Here is a 15,121-nt window from a genome sequence, read left to right on the forward strand (position 1 = left end):
AGTCAACGCCGAAAGCACGATCTCAATCCGAAGAAAACTCAACAAACGAGATCGATCTCGTCCAGGTATCGAAAAACCCCCTATTTTTTCCATAAGAATTATCATAAAAGACATGATCCTTCATCATCATGGCGGCAAGGATATGCCCGTGCAAGCGGTCCGTTACAAGGTTGCGGCCAACACTAAGCGCCTCAATACCAAGGCAGAGATAGTCAAGAGAAAGGCGACTTGACGCGTCGATTTCGCCGAAATAGGGAGCAATCTCTAATTCAATTGCGGAAAGCCGCTCCTTGGGAGCTTCGCCAAGGATTGATGCGGCCCATTCAATATTTCCTACCCAATCAAAACGAACGATAGATGAATTTCGCCTATTCGGAAACAGCCTCTTTTCCCCGTCGGTTCGGGCGAGCAGCACCTCCTCGAATTTAGCCTGCCGGAGCGGCATCCTGTAGAGCGTCCGTTGTATGAAGGGGTAGAGAAAAAACGCGCAATCCGGCGCCAGCAGCGCGCGGCCGTCCGAGACAAAACGTTTGGCTAAATCACGGCTTCCAGAATCGCGACCGAAGATCCACAGATCTTGATGCTGACGCATAACGTTTTCTGAGGCCGATCGAATGTCTCCGTCCTTGAAATAGATTGTCTGCGGAAGAATGATAATACGATTGTTAGGATAGCGACGAACAAGAATTTCACGCGCAACCTGGAAATTAGGGTAAATATCTCCAAAATTACCGCCGCCGCTACAAATAATTGTGGTTGCTACATCGAAATCTGGTAGCGGCTGGGTTCTCGCCTGCCAGGCGGTGTACGTGGCAATACAGCGCTTGCCTAAACTATTGAGGCCTGCGAGCGCTCCGAGCCAAATGAGGTGGTCGCCTGTGTTGGCGTAATCTGGCCGGTCAAAAAAAACATAATCGTCTCCGTTGACTAATTCGGCCAGCTTTGCCCGGAAGTCCGCAACCTTTGCAAGAACATCAAGATTCATTACAGGCGCCTTTCACTTGGGCTACTAATTTAGGACAAATTAATTATACTCGCGAATTGCCGAATAATCAAAATCTAAGTTTACTACATGCGGAAGCGTCTGAAAATAAGCTTTCATCGGCCCAATATTTTCGACGGCACGAAACAGCGGAGCGGTACGTTCAGCTGAGAACACAGAGTTTGAATAGTGTCCTCGCCGCGACGCAACAAACAAATGCCAGTCTAACGGCAATGTCATCGCGCACAAATCAAACAAGCGCAACAATTTAACTGCTCCCATAGGAGTTAAAACATAGCCGTCACTTCCGAGCAAAGAGGCGTTACTCAGTCTTGTCCAATCAAGTGCCTCGTCACTGACGATGGTGCTGGTGCTCAGGTCGCTCTGGAATTCCGCGGCGACAAAACTGCAGCATCGATCATTGACAAAGACGATTTCTGCATCGTTAGGAATCAAGTCGCGGAGTTCGTTGCCGGTGAAGGGAAATGCCGGAACGGCGTCATCTTCGAGAACCAAGCCGGGGGTATTGGCTTTCGCAATTTTTTCCCATACAGCCACGTGCGAAGCGAAACAACCGTACTCTCCTCCCCCTATGTCATATTGCGCGCTTCGCCTTCTTATTTTGAGGGGGACCGATGCTCCTGCCACGCCGACGACGTGGTTGAGTCTGATTCCAAGTTTCCCAAATATCTTGGTAGAAAAATTTAGCCTCTGGCTATCTGCCGGAAGACTTATGCAGTATGCATCAAGGTGGTCATTGCTAGGTTGCTTTATCGGCCCCCTAATGCCGTATGCCTCGAGAGTTCTCATTTGTCTAGATAAACCCGGATTCGAGCCCGCGTGAGACCTTAAGCTATCTATTTGCGGAAGAAGTAAATCGTGTAGCTGCAGAATCGAGCCCCAGTAAAGTTTTTCCCCATTTGCTTGGCCGGCTGGTCGGGATAAAATCCGCCGGCGGAATTCATACTCTGCGCGCTCAACCTCGCCGGAAAATAGTGCATTCTTGACTACGTGTGCGCTGGAAAATGCTGATCGTGGAAACCGCCTAGCAAAGTCTTGAACAATCTCCGCCTGTTCAGAAAATCTCTTATTCCGTGCGGTTAGCAGGATGATGGCTGAAAAAATTGAATCTACGTCCGGACCCGCTTTGTATTGTGAAATCGCATTGAAATACTCGTACCGCAGCCTTGCAAGGCATGTCTCAAATCCGACTTCGCTTGCTCCTACATTGGCGTAAGCTTGCCAAAACAAATAGGGATTTGCGTTTTCCCAAAGGTGCGAAATTGGTGCCGCGCCAGTGTTTAGCGAGCGCAGAAGATCTTTCGCGTCGTCACTTGATTTTATCTCGCGTGGAAACATCCATTTGAGTTTCTCGAGTGTGCGAGAACTGAACATATTCGATCTTCCTGACTGATGAGCACTGCTATGCGGGTTCGAATTTTCATATTGTAAGTGGGCTAATTTGACAAAATGACTTATGGACTAGATGGAGAGGATAGCGCACAGACCCCGATGCGTCCATGTGGTGCTAAGTCAGCCAGTCTTCCGGAGAGCAACGCGAACCGGTCGAACTTGGGTGCTAGGTACGGTAACTTGCCATGGCGATAACGGCTAGATAACCGGTGCACGACGATGGACACGATTTAGCAGCCTGTCGCTGGTCAACCGTGACAGTGTTTACAGGCCGTGCCGCCCCTTCGGCAAATACCTTGCGGTGGAGCGACCTGGACACCTCCAGAAACCCCTCGCCCTGATGCTGTTTGGCTGATTCACTGACGCGGAGCAGCGCGGGGGATGGCGATGGTTGGACAGCGTGGGTTCTTCGACGTTGAGGAGCGGCTGCGGGAATTGTCGGCCAAGGGCGATGACCTCGAGCGGATCGCGGCGCTGGTGGATTTCTCCATGTTCCGCGCCGAGCTCGAGCAGGCCGTGCCGCGCGCCGACGGCACGAAGGGTGGCCGGCCCGCCTTCGATCACGTGCTGATGTTCAAGATCCTGTTGCTGCAGGCGATGCACGGGCTGTCGGACGAGCGCTGCGAATACCTCATCAAGGACCGCCTCTCGTTCATGCGCTTTCTCGGCCTTGGGTTGGCCGATCCGGTGCCGGATGCCAACACGATCTGGGCTTTCCGCGAGGCGCTGAAGCGTGCCGGCGCGGTCGAGCGGCTGTTCGCGCAGTTCGATGCCACGCTGCGCGCCGCCGGCTACCTGGCCATGGGCGGGCAAATCGTGGACGCGACGATCGTGGCTGCACCCAAGCAGCGCAACACCGAGGCCGAGCGGGCGGCGATCAAGGCCGGGCGGGTCCCCGAAGGCTGGGCGGAGAAGCCTGCGAAGCTGCGCCAGAAGGATCGCGACGCGCGCTGGACGGTGAAGTTCTCCAAGGCCAAGCCGCGCGAGGATGGCGCTCCGCAGGTGGATCTCGCGGTGCCGGCCTTCGGGTACAAGAACCATGTCGCGATCGATCGCCGGCACGGCCTGATCCGCGGCTGGACCGCGAGCCACGCGGCCGCCCATGACGGGGCGCGGCTGGCGGAGGTGGTCGATGCCCACAACACCGCCGGCGATGTCTGGGCCGATACCGCCTATCGCTCGGCGAAGAACGAGGCGTGGCTGGCCGGGCGCGGCCTGGTCTCGCGCATCCACCGCAAGAAGCCGCCGGGGCGGCCAATGGCGGCACGGACGCGGCGGGCCAATGCTCGCAAATCGGCCGTGCGCTCGGCCGTCGAGCATGTCTTTGCCCGCCAGAAGGGGCCGATGGCGCTGGTCGTGCGCACCATCGGCATCGCCAGGGCGAGGGTGACGATCGGCCTCGCCAATCTGGCCTACAACATGACGCGGTTCGTCTGGCTCAGCAGCAAGGTCGCGACGGCGTAGGGCCTGCAGCCGCAGCGCGCACCGACATCAGCGCCGCGCCGGCCGTCCTCCAGCAGCGTGATGTTCGCGACCCCGACGCACAACGCCTGACCACGCCCCACGCGACCATCACGATCCCAGAAATCGGGGTTTCTGGAGGTGTCCAGGTTCACCGCCTCAAGCTTGAACTCGCGGCTGAATGTCCTTCGTCCCATTTTAGGGCCTCCAATCAAGTGAAAACCTTATCCAGGTGTCCACCAAACCGGCAGCAGGCCAGTCACCCCGATCGACCGCACCGCATCAGCCACCGTCTTGCCCTGGCCAACCAGAACCTCCGCCTGCCGCAGCTTCGCGACGATCTCCTCCGACGTGTGCGTCCTCTTTCGCCCCATCCCGAACCTCCCCTCGCTGCCACCGGACTACATTGCCGGCGGACCGCTTCCGGGGGGCAGGTCACTCAGGGCGCGCTCTTTATGCCAAGCAGCGTTTCTCCGGATCGTCCTCGCACCTGATTGGCAAGGGCAGGCATCATTCAGCGCGTTCGCCTTCCTGAACACCGCGTTCAGTGACGTTCAATGCCGTAAACATCGCCACCGCAGATTCGTGTGCAACGCACCGTTCTCGTAGCGGTTGATCCTGGCACAGACTTTGCAAACTTCAGGTCCATCATGCCCTTGCCCGATCTCATGCTGATCCTCCCCCTCATCCTCGGCATCGCCGCTGCGATGCTCGTGGCATGTCTGAAACCAGCAAGCGCCGCGCCGGTCGGGGCGGCCACAGCGGCCGTTTCCTTCGTGATCTACCTGGGCCTTGCCGGCGGTGATCCCGCTTCTGCCAGCTTCTGGGCGGTGCCGTCGCTGGACATTGCGGGAGGGCTCCGGCTGGACGGGCTCGCGGCGCTGTTTGCGCTGCTGATCACAGGCATCGGCACGCTCGTGCTGCTCTATGCCGGAAGCTACCTGAAGGGTGATCCGCGCCTGACGCGTCTGATCGTGCTGCTGCTGGTCTTCATGGTGGCAATGCTCGGCTCCGTCACCGCGAACGACGTCATTACCCTGTTCATCTTCTGGGAACTGACGAGCCTCACCTCCTTCTTCCTGGTCGCCTATGACCATGAGAAGCTGGAGGCACGGAAGGCCGCGCTGCAGGCGCTGCTGATCACCGGCGGCGGCGGGCTTGCGCTGCTTGCTGGCCTGATTTTGGTCGCCATCGCGGCCGGCACCACCAGCCTCACCGGCATCATCGCAGCGCGGGAGGCGGTGCTGGCGCATCCCGCGGCGGTGCCGGCGATGCTGCTGGTGATCCTCGGCGCCTTCACCAAATCGGCGCAGTTCCCGTTCCATTTCTGGCTGCCGAACGCGATGGCCGCGCCGACGCCGGTCAGTGCCTACCTGCACTCCGCGACCATGGTGAAGCTCGGAATCTACCTGCTCGCGCGCTTCAACCCGGTCTATGGCTCCGAGGCGCTGTGGCAGGACCTGCTGACCTGGACCGGACTGCTGACGGCGCTGACCGGCGCGGTCCTCGCCTTCCGGGAGACCGACCTGAAGCGGGTGCTGGCCTACACCACCGTCACGGCGCTGGGCACGCTGACGATGCTGCTCGGCCTCGCGCCGGAATTGTCGGCCATGGCGGCGGTGACCTTCCTGACGGTCCACGCCCTGTACAAGGCGGCGCTGTTCCTGACCGCCGGCATCCTGGACCACGAGACGGGCACGCGGGATGCCTCCGCCCTGGGCGGGCTGCGCGGCGTCATGCCCTGGACGGCCGCGGCCGCGGTGCTCGCGGCCCTGTCGATGGCCGGCCTGCCGCCCTTCCTCGGCTTCGTCGGCAAGGAAATTGTCTATGAGGCTGCGGTCGCGGCGGATGGCGGGGCGGGCCTGGTCGTCCTCGGCGCCTTCCTCGTCAACACCGCGGGCGTGGCGATCGCCGGTCTGCTGGGCTGGCGGATCTTCTTCGGTGCGCGGCCGAAGACGCCGAAGGCGCCGCATGATCCGCCGATCGCGATGCTGGCCGGGCCGGTCGTGCTCGCCTCGCTCGGCCTGCTGGCCGGCCTGGCACCCTCCCTGCTCGGTGGCTGGCTGCTGGATGGGGCGGCCGCGGCGATCCTCGGCTTTCCGCCCACCACCTACCTGGCGCTCTGGCACGGCTTCACGCCCATCCTGGCGCTGAGCGCGGTCACCGTGCTGCTCGGCGCGGTTCTGACGCTGCTGTGGCCGCGCCTGATGCGGGGGCTGCAGGCCACGCGGCGGCTGGACCGGTTCGGCCCCGCCAATGGCTATGAAGCCGCCTTGGCCGGCATCATCCGCACCGCGGATGCCACGACGGCGGCCGTCCAGCATGGCAGCCTGCGCGGCTACATGCAGGTTCTGCTGCTGGTCGCGGCGCTGGGTCCGCTGGCGGTCCTTGTCGCGCGCGGCGGCATTGCCTGGCCGGCGGACGCCGTGCTGGATCCGCGCGCGCTGGCCTTCGGCCTGATCGCCGCCGGCGCGGTGGCGACCGCCGTCGCGATCGGCACCTTCGCCGCGGTGATGGCGCTGGGGCTGGTGGGCTTCGGGGCCGCCGTCGTCTTCCTCACCTTCGGCGCGCCGGACGTGGCACTGACCCAGTTCACGGTCGAGGTGCTGCTTGTCGTCATGCTGGCGACCGTGCTGATCCGCCTGCCCATCCATGGCCGGGATAGCCGGACCACCCGCCAGCGGACCGGCGATGCCGGGATCGCTGTGGTGGCTGGTGCGTCGGTCACGCTGCTGCTGCTTGCCGTTCTCGCTTCGCCCTTCGATCCACGGCTGGGCGTCTGGTTCGGGGAGAACAGCATGCCGGGCGGCTACGGGCAGAACGTGGTGAACGTCATTCTCGTGGATTTCCGCGCTCTTGACACATTGGGCGAGATCGCGGTGCTCGCGATTGCCGCCTTCGCCGTCATCGCGCTGCTGCGCGGTGCGGCGCGCCCGCTCCGCAGGGGAAACTGAGCCGATGCCCGCTTCCTTCATTCTTCGCGTCGCGGCGCCGCTGCTGCTGTGGGTGCCGCTGCTGGTGTCGTTCTACCTGCTGGTGCGCGGCCACAACGCCCCCGGCGGCGGCTTCGTCGGTGGCCTTGTTGCCGCCTCGGGCCTGGTCTTCTTCGCCATCGCGCGTGGCGAGACGGCGGCGATTGCCGTCATGCGGCTGTCGCCGGCTTCCTGGTGTGGCGTGGGTCTGCTGCTGGGCGCAGGTAGCGGCGTACTGGCCTTGTTCGATCCCGCTTCCGGCTACCTGACGCATCGCTGGTGGTTCCCGGACCTGCCCGTGAAGCTGCCGCTGAACACCGCCTTCATCTTCGATATCGGTGTCTACCTCGTGGTGATCGGGACGATCACCGCGATGTTCTTCGCCCTCGTGGCGGAGGACTGAGCCATGGAAACGCTTCTGGCCCTGAGCATCGGCGTGCTCGTCGCCGCCGCCGCCTATCTGTTGCTGGCACGTGATCTGCCGCGGGTGCTGCTCGGCTTCGTGCTGCTGGGCAACGCCGCCAATCTGACGATCTTCGCTGCGGGCCGCATCGGCACGATGACGCCGCCGCTGGTCGAGTATGGCGCGACGGCGCTGGCCGCTGGGGCTGCGAACCCGCTGCCGCAGGCTCTGGTGCTGACGGCGATCGTCATCGGCTTCGGCCTCGCGGCCTTCGCGCTGGTCCTGGTGATGCGCGCCTATGCCGAGTTCGGCAGTGCGCAGGCCGAGGACATGGATGCGGCGGAAGGACCCGACGAGCCCGTATCGCCGGCCCCGGACCAGGATCCGGTTCCCGCGCAGCGAGAGGCAGCGTGATGCGCCAGTTCCTTATCGTCGCGCCGATCCTGATCCCGCTTGCGGCCACCGCCGTGACGGCCTTGCTGTGGTCGCGTCCCGCCGCGCAGCGCTTCGTCGGGCTGGGCGCCGCGGTTGCGCTGTTCGTGGCCACCATGGCGCTGCTGGCGGAGGTGATATCCGGCGGCATGCTGGTCGGGCAGATGGGCAGCTGGCCCGCGCCCTTCGGCATCTCACTCGTCGTCGACCATCTGGCCGCCGCGATGCTGGCGATCACCGGGCTGATGGGCCTGACCGTCGCGGTCTATGCCATGGGGCCCGGCGCGAAGGAGCGTGATCGCGCGGGCTTCCAGCCGCTGTTCCACGCCCTGCTGATGGGCGTCACCGGTGCCTTCACGACCGGCGACCTGTTCAACCTGTATGTCTGGTTCGAGGTGATGCTGATCGCGTCCTTCGGTCTGCTGGTGCTCGACCGCACGCGGGAGCAGATCGATGGCGGCATCCGCTACGTGATGCTCAACCTGGTCGGCACCACTTTCTTCCTGCTGGCCATCGGTCTGGTCTATGGGCTGACCGGCACGCTGAACATGGCGGATCTGGCGCGCGTGGCGCCGGATATCGAGAACCAGGGCGCGCTGGCGGCGGTGGGTGTGCTGCTGCTCGTGGCCTTCGGGGCGAAGGCGGCGGTCTTCCCGCTGTTCAACTGGCTGCCCGCCTCCTACCACACCGCCTCCATGCCGGTGGCGGCGATCTTCGCGGCGCTGCTGACCAAGGTCGGCGTCTACGCCATCATCCGCGTCTTCACGCTGATCTTCGCGCATGACCAGGCGCTGTTCGGGCCGATGCTCGGCATCATCGCCATGGCGACCATGGTGGTGGGCGTGCTGGGTGCGGCCTCGCATTACGATGTGCGGCGGATCCTGAGTTTCCACATCATCAGCCAGATCGGCTACATGCTGGTGGGCGTCGCGCTGATGACGCCGCTCGCGATCGCCGGCAGCGTGCTCTACGTGATCCACCACATCGTGGTGAAGGCCAACCTGTTCCTAGTGGCCGGCGCGATGCAGCAGGTGGGCGGAACCTTCGCGCTGAAGCGCCTCGGCGGGCTTTACGCCGCGCGACCGCTTCTTGGCCTCGCCTTCCTCATCCCGGCGCTGTCGCTCGCCGGCATTCCGCCGCTCTCGGGCTTCTGGGGCAAGCTGGTCGTCATCCGCTCCAGCCTGGAGGTCGAGGCCTATGTGCTGGCCTTCGTCGCCCTCGCGGTCGGGCTGCTGACGCTCTACTCCATGGTGAAGATCTGGAACGAGGCGTTCTGGAAGGCCAAGCCGGAGACGGCGCCGGAGCCGCCCGCTGCCTGGACCATGACCCAGCGCATCGCGACCTTCACGCCGATCATCGTGCTCTGCGGCGTCACGCTGACCATCGGTCTCTGGACCGAGCCCTTCGCCGCCTTCTCGATCACGGCGGCCGAGAGCCTGCTCGACCGCGAGGCCTATATCGCCGCGGTGCTCGGCACCAACCCCGTCCAGCTCACGGAGGCCGTCCCATGAAGCGCGCGCTTGCGTGGATACGCGTCGCCGTCACCTTCATCGTGGAACTCGGCAAATCCACCATCGCTGTGGTGCGCGCCGTGCTCGGGCCGACGGAGCGGCTGCGCCCGGCGATCCTGGCCGTGCCGCTGGATATCCGCTCATCCGCCGGCAAGGTGCTGTTCGCCAACATGGTGACGCTGACGCCGGGAACCACGAGCCTCGATATCTCGCCCGATGGGCGCATCCTGTATGTCCATGTGCTCGATGCACCGGACCGGGATGCCGCGATCGCCGACATGAAGGCGACGCTCGAATCCCGTGTCCGGGAGGTGCTGCCATGACCTCGGGATTGATTTACTGGGCGGCCGCGCTGGCCGTGGCCATCGTGGCGGTGGGCATCGCCCCCGTTGCCTGGCGCCTGCTGGCCGGGCCTTCCTCCGCGGACCGGGCGATTGCCACCGACATGCTGGGCCTGATCGGCGCCTGCCTCGCCGCGCTCGCCGCGGTGATAGCCGGGGATGCCGCCTTCCTCACCATCGCGCTCGGCATCGCGCTCGTCGGCTTCCTCGCCGCGGTTGCCTTCGCGCGGCTGCTGGAGCGCAGCGGCACGAAGCCCGGCGATAAGCCCGCACGCGAAAGGCCCCCGGTTGAAAGGCCCGTCGAATGATCGTCGTCGTCGAGATTCTCGCCGCACTCCTGCTCATCGCCGGTGCCGCCGTCGTGGCCCTGGCCGCGACCGGCGTGGCGCGGCTGCCTGATCCGTTCAGCCGCATGCATGCGGCGGCCAAGGCCGGGGTCGCGGGCGCCGGCCTTCTGCTGCTCGGCGCCGGCCTTGCCTTCGGCACGACGAGTGCGATCCTCACCACCCTTGTGGCGGTGGTCTTCCTGGTGCTGACCGCACCGCTCGCCTCGCACGCGCTCGGCCGATCCGCCTATGTCTCCGGCGCACCGCTTGGCGCCGCGAGCGAGGCCGATGCCCTCGCGGGCATCCTTGAGCGCCACGTCTTCGACCCCAAGCCGGCGGCCCCTGGCGGCCCCCGGACACCCACCGGTGCCCGGCCCCGCGGGGACGCGGGCATGAGCCAGTTTCCGAAGGCCATGCACCCCGCCAATCCGGCGCTCGGCGAACGGACGGGTGACACGCCGCTGCCGTTGCGGCGCATTCTCCTCTGCCTGCTTGGCGGTCCGGCGCAGCGCGAGGCGGCGGCCCAGGCGGTGGAACTGGCGCGCCCGCATGGCGCCACGGTGCTCGGCCTTTCGGGCGCCGGGCTGGAGCCGCGCAGCTGGCGCGGTCCTCTGCCGATCGGCGGCGCCTATTGGGCCGAATGGCTCGCCTCCCGCAGCCGATCCCAGATGCGCGAAGCCGCGGCGACCGCGCTGGCCGATTTCCGCGAAGTCGCCGCCGCGAATCCGCAGGTCGAGACCAGTGCGCGGCATGAGGAAGCGGCCTCGGAGGATCTCATCCGGCTGCTGGCCGGGCAGGATCTGGTCATCGTGCCGGCCGGCGTCGGGCCGCATGGCGCGGAGAGCGAGCTGGGGCATGAGACGGCGGCGGCGCTTGCCGCGGCGCATATCGTGCCCGTGCTGCGGGTCCGTAGCCGCCCGGATGCGATCCGGGGCGTCCTGCTCCTGGTCGGCTCCTCGCCCGGTTGCGGGGCGCTGGCGGCTGGGCTGCTGCGCTCGGGGCTGTGGGCCTCGGCGCCCATCTCGATCCTGCCGGTCGGCGACGACCGCCGCGGGGTGCGGGAGATGGTGGAGGCGCAGGCCGGGCTGCTGCGGGATCATGGGCGAGAGGTGGCGGTGATGGCGCCGGTCGCCCTCGATTTCGAGGTGGATGAGCTGCGCGCGCGCCTGGACGGCTTCGACGCGGCCGTGGTGTCCGGCCTCTCGACGCGTTACGGAGGGGTCTTCGACAGCATGCGGAGCTGCGCCTTCGAAACCGTCGCGGAAACCGTGCCTCTCGTTCTTCTACCCTGAGAGGCGGGTGGCCCGGCGGGGCGGCGGGCAGGCCCGAATTGGAGTGACCGTGGAGCCTACCAGGCCATGACGCCTGCCCCCGTCAACCCAGGGCCGAAGCAGCTGCCACGCCCCATTCTGCCCCCGGCCCTGCGGCTGCCGGCGGCGGCGGGGCTGATTGTCTTCGCGGTGGCCGTCGGCACCACCCAGGTGGCCCTGCAGGTCACCAACCGGCAGGCGGATCGCCAGCTTCAGCAACTCGGCCAGGTCTATCTCGATGGGCTGGTGGCCAATGTGCGGCCCGGGCTGCAGGCGCGCGACCCGGACGACATCGCGGCCCGCTTCGCGCGCGCCTTCGGCGAGCAATCCGTGGTCGCGGAGCGGGGGCTTTTCGCCTACGCCGCCGATGGCCAGTTGCTGGCCCGGCATGGTGACCCCGCGCTGCCGGCACCGGCCGCCGCGTTCCTGACGGGCACCAGATGGGGGATCGATTCGGATACCGGGGTCGCCTGGATCAGCGGAGGCGTGCAGGAGGATGCCGGCCCGGTCGGCCAGCTCGTCGCCGCGCTGGATGTCGCGCCGATCCTGGCCGCGCGCGCGCGGCTGGCCTGGATCGTGGTGATGGTGGACCTGCTGCTGGCCGCGGGCTTCGCCGTGCTGACCGGGCTGGTGCTTCGCCACCTTGGCCGCCCGCTGCGGATGCTGGTGCAGGAATTGTCGGAGGGCGCGCACCGCCCGCCCGCCCGGCTGCCGGAGACGCTGCTCGCCAGTTCCGACCCGCGGACCGCCCATGTGCTGCGCGCCTACAACCGCATGGCCGATGGGGTGCGGGAGCGGGAAAGGCTGTCGGCCGCCCTGGCGGAACGCGAACAGGCGGCGGCACTCGGCCAGCTCGCCGCGACCGTCGCGCATGAGGTGCGCAACCCGCTCGGCGGTCTCGCCACCGCCGTCTCCACGCTGCGGCGCTTCGGGGACCGGCCGGAGGTGCGCGATGAATCGCTCGGCTTCCTGGAGCGCGGCATCACGGCGCTGGAGCGGATCGTGACCGGCACGCTCGATGCCTACCGCCCCGGCGAGGACCGGCCGCTGACGCGTGCGGATTTCGAGGATCTGCGCCATCTGGTGCGCCCGGCGGCGGAACGGCGCGGCGTGACGGTCGTCTTCGAACTGGATCTGCCGCAGGGTGCCATCGGCCTCGGCTCCGGCGGGGTGCGGCAGGTGCTGCTCAACCTGCTGCTGAATGCTTGTGCCGCAACGCCGCCGCAGGGCGTGGTGGGGTTGCAGGCCAGGATATCGGAGGGCGATCTGGTCTGTGAGATCACCGATGAGGGGGCCGGTCTCGATCCGGCGGAGGCGATGCGGCTTTCGGGTGGGGTGGCGTCGGAGCCAGGCTCTCGCCGCCTTGGGCTGAGTGTGGTGGTCTCGCTGCTCGGCAACCTCGATGCCCGCGCCTCGGTGGCCGAACGGCCGACCGGCGGCACCGCCATCCGCCTGGCCATCCCGCTCGCGGCCCGGCCTGTCGCGGCCCGGCCTGCTGGCGAGGCCCGCACGTGAGCGGGCCGAAGGTGGTGCTGGTGGTGGAGGACGACCCCGTGCTGGGCCCGGCCCTGGTGCAACGCCTGCGGCTCGAGGGTTTCCGCCCCCGCCTGGCCGTGACCGGGGCGGAGGCGCTGCGCGAGGCGGCGGCGCTGCGCCCCGATGCGGTGCTGAGCGACATCCGCCTGCCGGACATGTCGGGGGAGGCGGTGTATCTGCGCCTGGTGGCCGATCTCGGCGCATTGCCCGCCGTGTTCATGACCGCCTTCAGCGAGGTGGCGCAGGCCGTGCGCCTGGTGCGCGCCGGCGCGCGCGACTACCTGACCAAGCCGGTCGATGTGGACCGGCTGGTCGAGGCGCTGGGCGCCGCGATGGCGGATATCCCGGCCGCACAGCGGATCAAGGCGCCGGGACCCTCGCTCGGGGTATCGGCTGCCATGCAGGAGGTCGAGGCGCTGATGCGCAAGGCGGCGCGGGTCGACGCGCCGGTGGTCTTCACGGGTGAAACCGGTGTCGGCAAGGAGGTTGCGGCGCGCTTCCTGCACGCCGTCTCGGCCCGTGCGGAGGAGCCCTTCGTGGCGCTGAATTGTGCCGCGATCGCGCGCGAACTGGCCGAGAGCACGCTGTTCGGTCACGAGCGCGGCGCCTTCACGGGCGCGGTGGCCCGCCAGGCCGGCGTCGTGGAGCGGGCCGGGATGGGCACGCTGCTGCTGGACGAGATCGCCGAACTGTCGCTCGACCTGCAGGCGAAGCTGCTGCGCCTGGTGCAGGAGCGCAGCTTCCTGCCGCTCGGTGCCGCAGCGGAGCGACCCTTCGCCGCACGGCTGGTCTGCGCCACCCATGCGGATCTCGCCGCCCGGGTGCGCGCGGGGAGCTTTCGCGAGGACCTGTATTACCGCCTCCACGTCATCCCGGTGGAGGTCCCCCCGCTGCGCCGGCGCGTGGAAGATCTGCCCTGGCTTGCGGAGCGCCTGCTGGCCGAGGCCGTGGCCCGCTTCGACCTGGGTGCGCGCCGCCTGGCCCCCGCCGCCCTGGCGAGCCTGGCCGACCATGACTGGCCGGGCAATGTCCGGGAACTGCGCAACCGCATCGAGCGCGCCGTGGCGTTAGCGGAGTCGGAGGAGATCGGCGTCGCGGATCTGTTTCCGGAGCGCCGGCTCGATGAAGGCGCCGGTCCGGCCGGGGCAACCCGCCTCGGGGTCGCGATCGATGGCGCGACACGCGACGCGATCACGGACGCGCTGCAACGTGTCGGCGGCAACCGCGCGGAAGCGGCGCGGCGGCTCGGGATTTCCCGCACCACGCTCTGGAAGCGGATGCGGGAACTCGGCATGGCGGCGGACTGACCGACCTCCGGGCGGCCACGCCCGGCTTCTGGGCGCCCGCGCCTCGGTTCCGGAAATGGCGAGGGCAGGGGAGGGGTGCAGGGCAATCCCGCTTCTGCCCTGTCAGGCTTTCCGGCCGGGGGATCGCCGGGGCAGGCCGAGGCGCCGCGCCGATGGCCGACTTGATCCGGCGCAAGGCACGGAACCTGGCGCCGGACGGAGCGTGGCATGGTCGCGGGTATCGGCCCCGGTGGCGGCCCGGCTGGCGGTCAGGGCGTAGGCGATCCTGCTGCCGGATTGACGGCGCCTGGCCCGTGCCAGCCGCCGGTCATGCCAGCAGGTCTCGCGCGCGTTGCAGGTCCGCGGGCGTATCGACGCCGAGCGGCACATCCGCGACGGCAATCGCATCGATCCGCATGCCGGCCTCCAGCGCGCGCAGCTGTTCCAGCTTCTCCCGCACCTCGAGCGGGGAGGGCGGCAGCGCGATGAAGCGGTTCAGCGCGCTCCTTCGCCAACCATACAGCCCGATATGGTGATACAGCGGCCCGTCGCCCCAAGGCGCCGTGGCGCGGGTGAAATACAGGCAACGGAAATGTTCCGGCGCCAGGCGGGAGCCCACCATCTTCACCACGGTGGGGGCAGTGCGCTCCTCCTCCCGATGGATTTCGGCCACCAGCGTGGCAAGGTCCACGGCCGGGTCGCGCAGCGGCGTCAGCACGGCGCGAATCGCCGCGGGGGCAATCGTCGGCAGATCGCCCTGGACGTTGATCACCACATCATGCCGGCCCTCGGGGTCGATGGACTGCAACACCTCGTGGATGCGGTCCGAGCCCGAGGGATGGTCGGGCCGGGTCATCTCTGCCCGGCCGCCCTTTTGGCGAATGGCTTCGGCAATCCCCGCCGAGTCGGTTGCGACCACAACCTCGCCGATCTCGGCCTCGATCGCCCGGCGCCAGACATGGACGATCATCGGCTCGCCGAGGATGTCGGCCATCGGCTTGCCTGGTAGGCGGGTGGCCGCCATGCGCGCCGGGATGACGATGATCGGGTTCAAGCGCGGAAACCCTTGACCAGCGCGTCGATCTGCATGAGCCGGCCGACCAGCGCCTCGAACTGCGAAAGCGGCACCATGTTGGGGCCGTCGGAGG

The 15,121-nt window shown here is 66.6% G+C and carries 14 protein-coding genes; 10 read left to right on the forward strand and 4 right to left on the reverse strand.

Annotation, left to right across the window (positions count from 1 at the left end):
* Positions 1-22: 22 nt before the first annotated feature.
* Positions 23-985, reverse strand: a complete 963-nt coding sequence (locus Q8S40_RS03820; protein ID WP_305669345.1) for a polysaccharide pyruvyl transferase family protein — start codon at positions 983-985, stop codon at positions 23-25.
* A 39-nt stretch (positions 986-1,024) separates the two neighbouring features.
* Positions 1,025-2,377, reverse strand: a complete 1,353-nt coding sequence (locus Q8S40_RS03825; RefSeq protein ID WP_305669346.1) for a glycosyltransferase family 25 protein — start codon at positions 2,375-2,377, stop codon at positions 1,025-1,027.
* 405 nt (positions 2,378-2,782) lie between these two features.
* On the opposite strand from Q8S40_RS03825, the gene Q8S40_RS03830 reads away from it, so the two are divergent.
* On the forward strand, positions 2,783-3,859 hold the full coding sequence (locus Q8S40_RS03830) for an IS5 family transposase (protein WP_305669355.1): 1,077 nt from the start codon (positions 2,783-2,785) through the stop codon (positions 3,857-3,859).
* On the opposite strand, the gene Q8S40_RS03835 is transcribed toward Q8S40_RS03830, so the two are convergent.
* Positions 3,808-4,053, reverse strand: a complete 246-nt coding sequence (locus Q8S40_RS03835) for a hypothetical protein (RefSeq protein ID WP_305669347.1) — start codon at positions 4,051-4,053, stop codon at positions 3,808-3,810. The two genes, Q8S40_RS03830 and Q8S40_RS03835, sit on opposite strands and share 52 nt — an antisense overlap.
* A gap of 471 nt (positions 4,054-4,524) precedes the next feature.
* Here Q8S40_RS03835 and mbhE point away from each other — a divergent pair, with 471 nt between their 5' ends.
* The 9 genes from mbhE (at position 4,525) to Q8S40_RS03885 (ending at position 13,994) form a co-directional block, all read left to right on the forward strand.
* Positions 4,525-6,810 carry a hydrogen gas-evolving membrane-bound hydrogenase subunit E gene (gene mbhE / locus Q8S40_RS03845; protein WP_305669348.1) on the forward strand — a complete coding sequence of 762 codons (2,286 nt, stop codon included), beginning with the start codon at positions 4,525-4,527 and terminating at the stop codon, positions 6,808-6,810.
* A gap of 4 nt (positions 6,811-6,814) precedes the next feature.
* Complete coding sequence (locus Q8S40_RS03850; protein ID WP_304814635.1) at positions 6,815-7,231, forward strand: MnhB domain-containing protein; 417 nt, start codon at positions 6,815-6,817, stop codon at positions 7,229-7,231.
* A 3-nt stretch (positions 7,232-7,234) separates the two neighbouring features.
* Positions 7,235-7,645 (forward strand): NADH-quinone oxidoreductase subunit K, encoded by a 411-nt coding sequence (locus Q8S40_RS03855; protein WP_304814633.1) that lies wholly within the window; start codon positions 7,235-7,237, stop codon positions 7,643-7,645.
* Complete coding sequence (locus tag Q8S40_RS03860; protein WP_305669349.1) at positions 7,645-9,174, forward strand: Na+/H+ antiporter subunit D; 1,530 nt, start codon at positions 7,645-7,647, stop codon at positions 9,172-9,174. The genes Q8S40_RS03855 and Q8S40_RS03860 overlap by 1 nt, the downstream gene beginning before the upstream one ends.
* A complete protein-coding gene (locus tag Q8S40_RS03865; protein ID WP_305669350.1) occupies positions 9,171-9,497 on the forward strand; it encodes a Na+/H+ antiporter subunit E in 327 nt (108 codons plus the stop codon). Before Q8S40_RS03860 ends, Q8S40_RS03865 begins: the two co-directional genes overlap by 4 nt.
* Positions 9,494-9,823, forward strand: a complete 330-nt coding sequence (locus Q8S40_RS03870) for a monovalent cation/H+ antiporter complex subunit F (RefSeq protein WP_305669351.1) — start codon at positions 9,494-9,496, stop codon at positions 9,821-9,823. Before Q8S40_RS03865 ends, Q8S40_RS03870 begins: the two co-directional genes overlap by 4 nt.
* A complete protein-coding gene (locus Q8S40_RS03875; RefSeq protein WP_305669352.1) occupies positions 9,820-11,133 on the forward strand; it encodes a monovalent cation/H(+) antiporter subunit G in 1,314 nt (437 codons plus the stop codon). Before Q8S40_RS03870 ends, Q8S40_RS03875 begins: the two co-directional genes overlap by 4 nt.
* Before the next feature lie 66 nt (positions 11,134-11,199).
* Positions 11,200-12,666, forward strand: a complete 1,467-nt coding sequence (locus tag Q8S40_RS03880) for a sensor histidine kinase KdpD (protein WP_305669353.1) — start codon at positions 11,200-11,202, stop codon at positions 12,664-12,666.
* Complete coding sequence (locus tag Q8S40_RS03885; RefSeq protein WP_304810174.1) at positions 12,663-13,994, forward strand: sigma-54 dependent transcriptional regulator; 1,332 nt, start codon at positions 12,663-12,665, stop codon at positions 13,992-13,994. Before Q8S40_RS03880 ends, Q8S40_RS03885 begins: the two co-directional genes overlap by 4 nt.
* Before the next feature lie 307 nt (positions 13,995-14,301).
* Here the strand turns inward: Q8S40_RS03885 and Q8S40_RS03890 are convergent, their stop codons facing one another.
* Complete coding sequence (locus Q8S40_RS03890; RefSeq protein WP_305669354.1) at positions 14,302-15,027, reverse strand: 3-deoxy-manno-octulosonate cytidylyltransferase; 726 nt, start codon at positions 15,025-15,027, stop codon at positions 14,302-14,304.
* Positions 15,028-15,121 lie beyond the last annotated feature (94 nt).

It is taken from the genome of Falsiroseomonas sp., assembly GCF_030695085.1.
In the GTDB taxonomy this organism is placed as follows: domain Bacteria; phylum Pseudomonadota; class Alphaproteobacteria; order Acetobacterales; family Acetobacteraceae; genus Falsiroseomonas.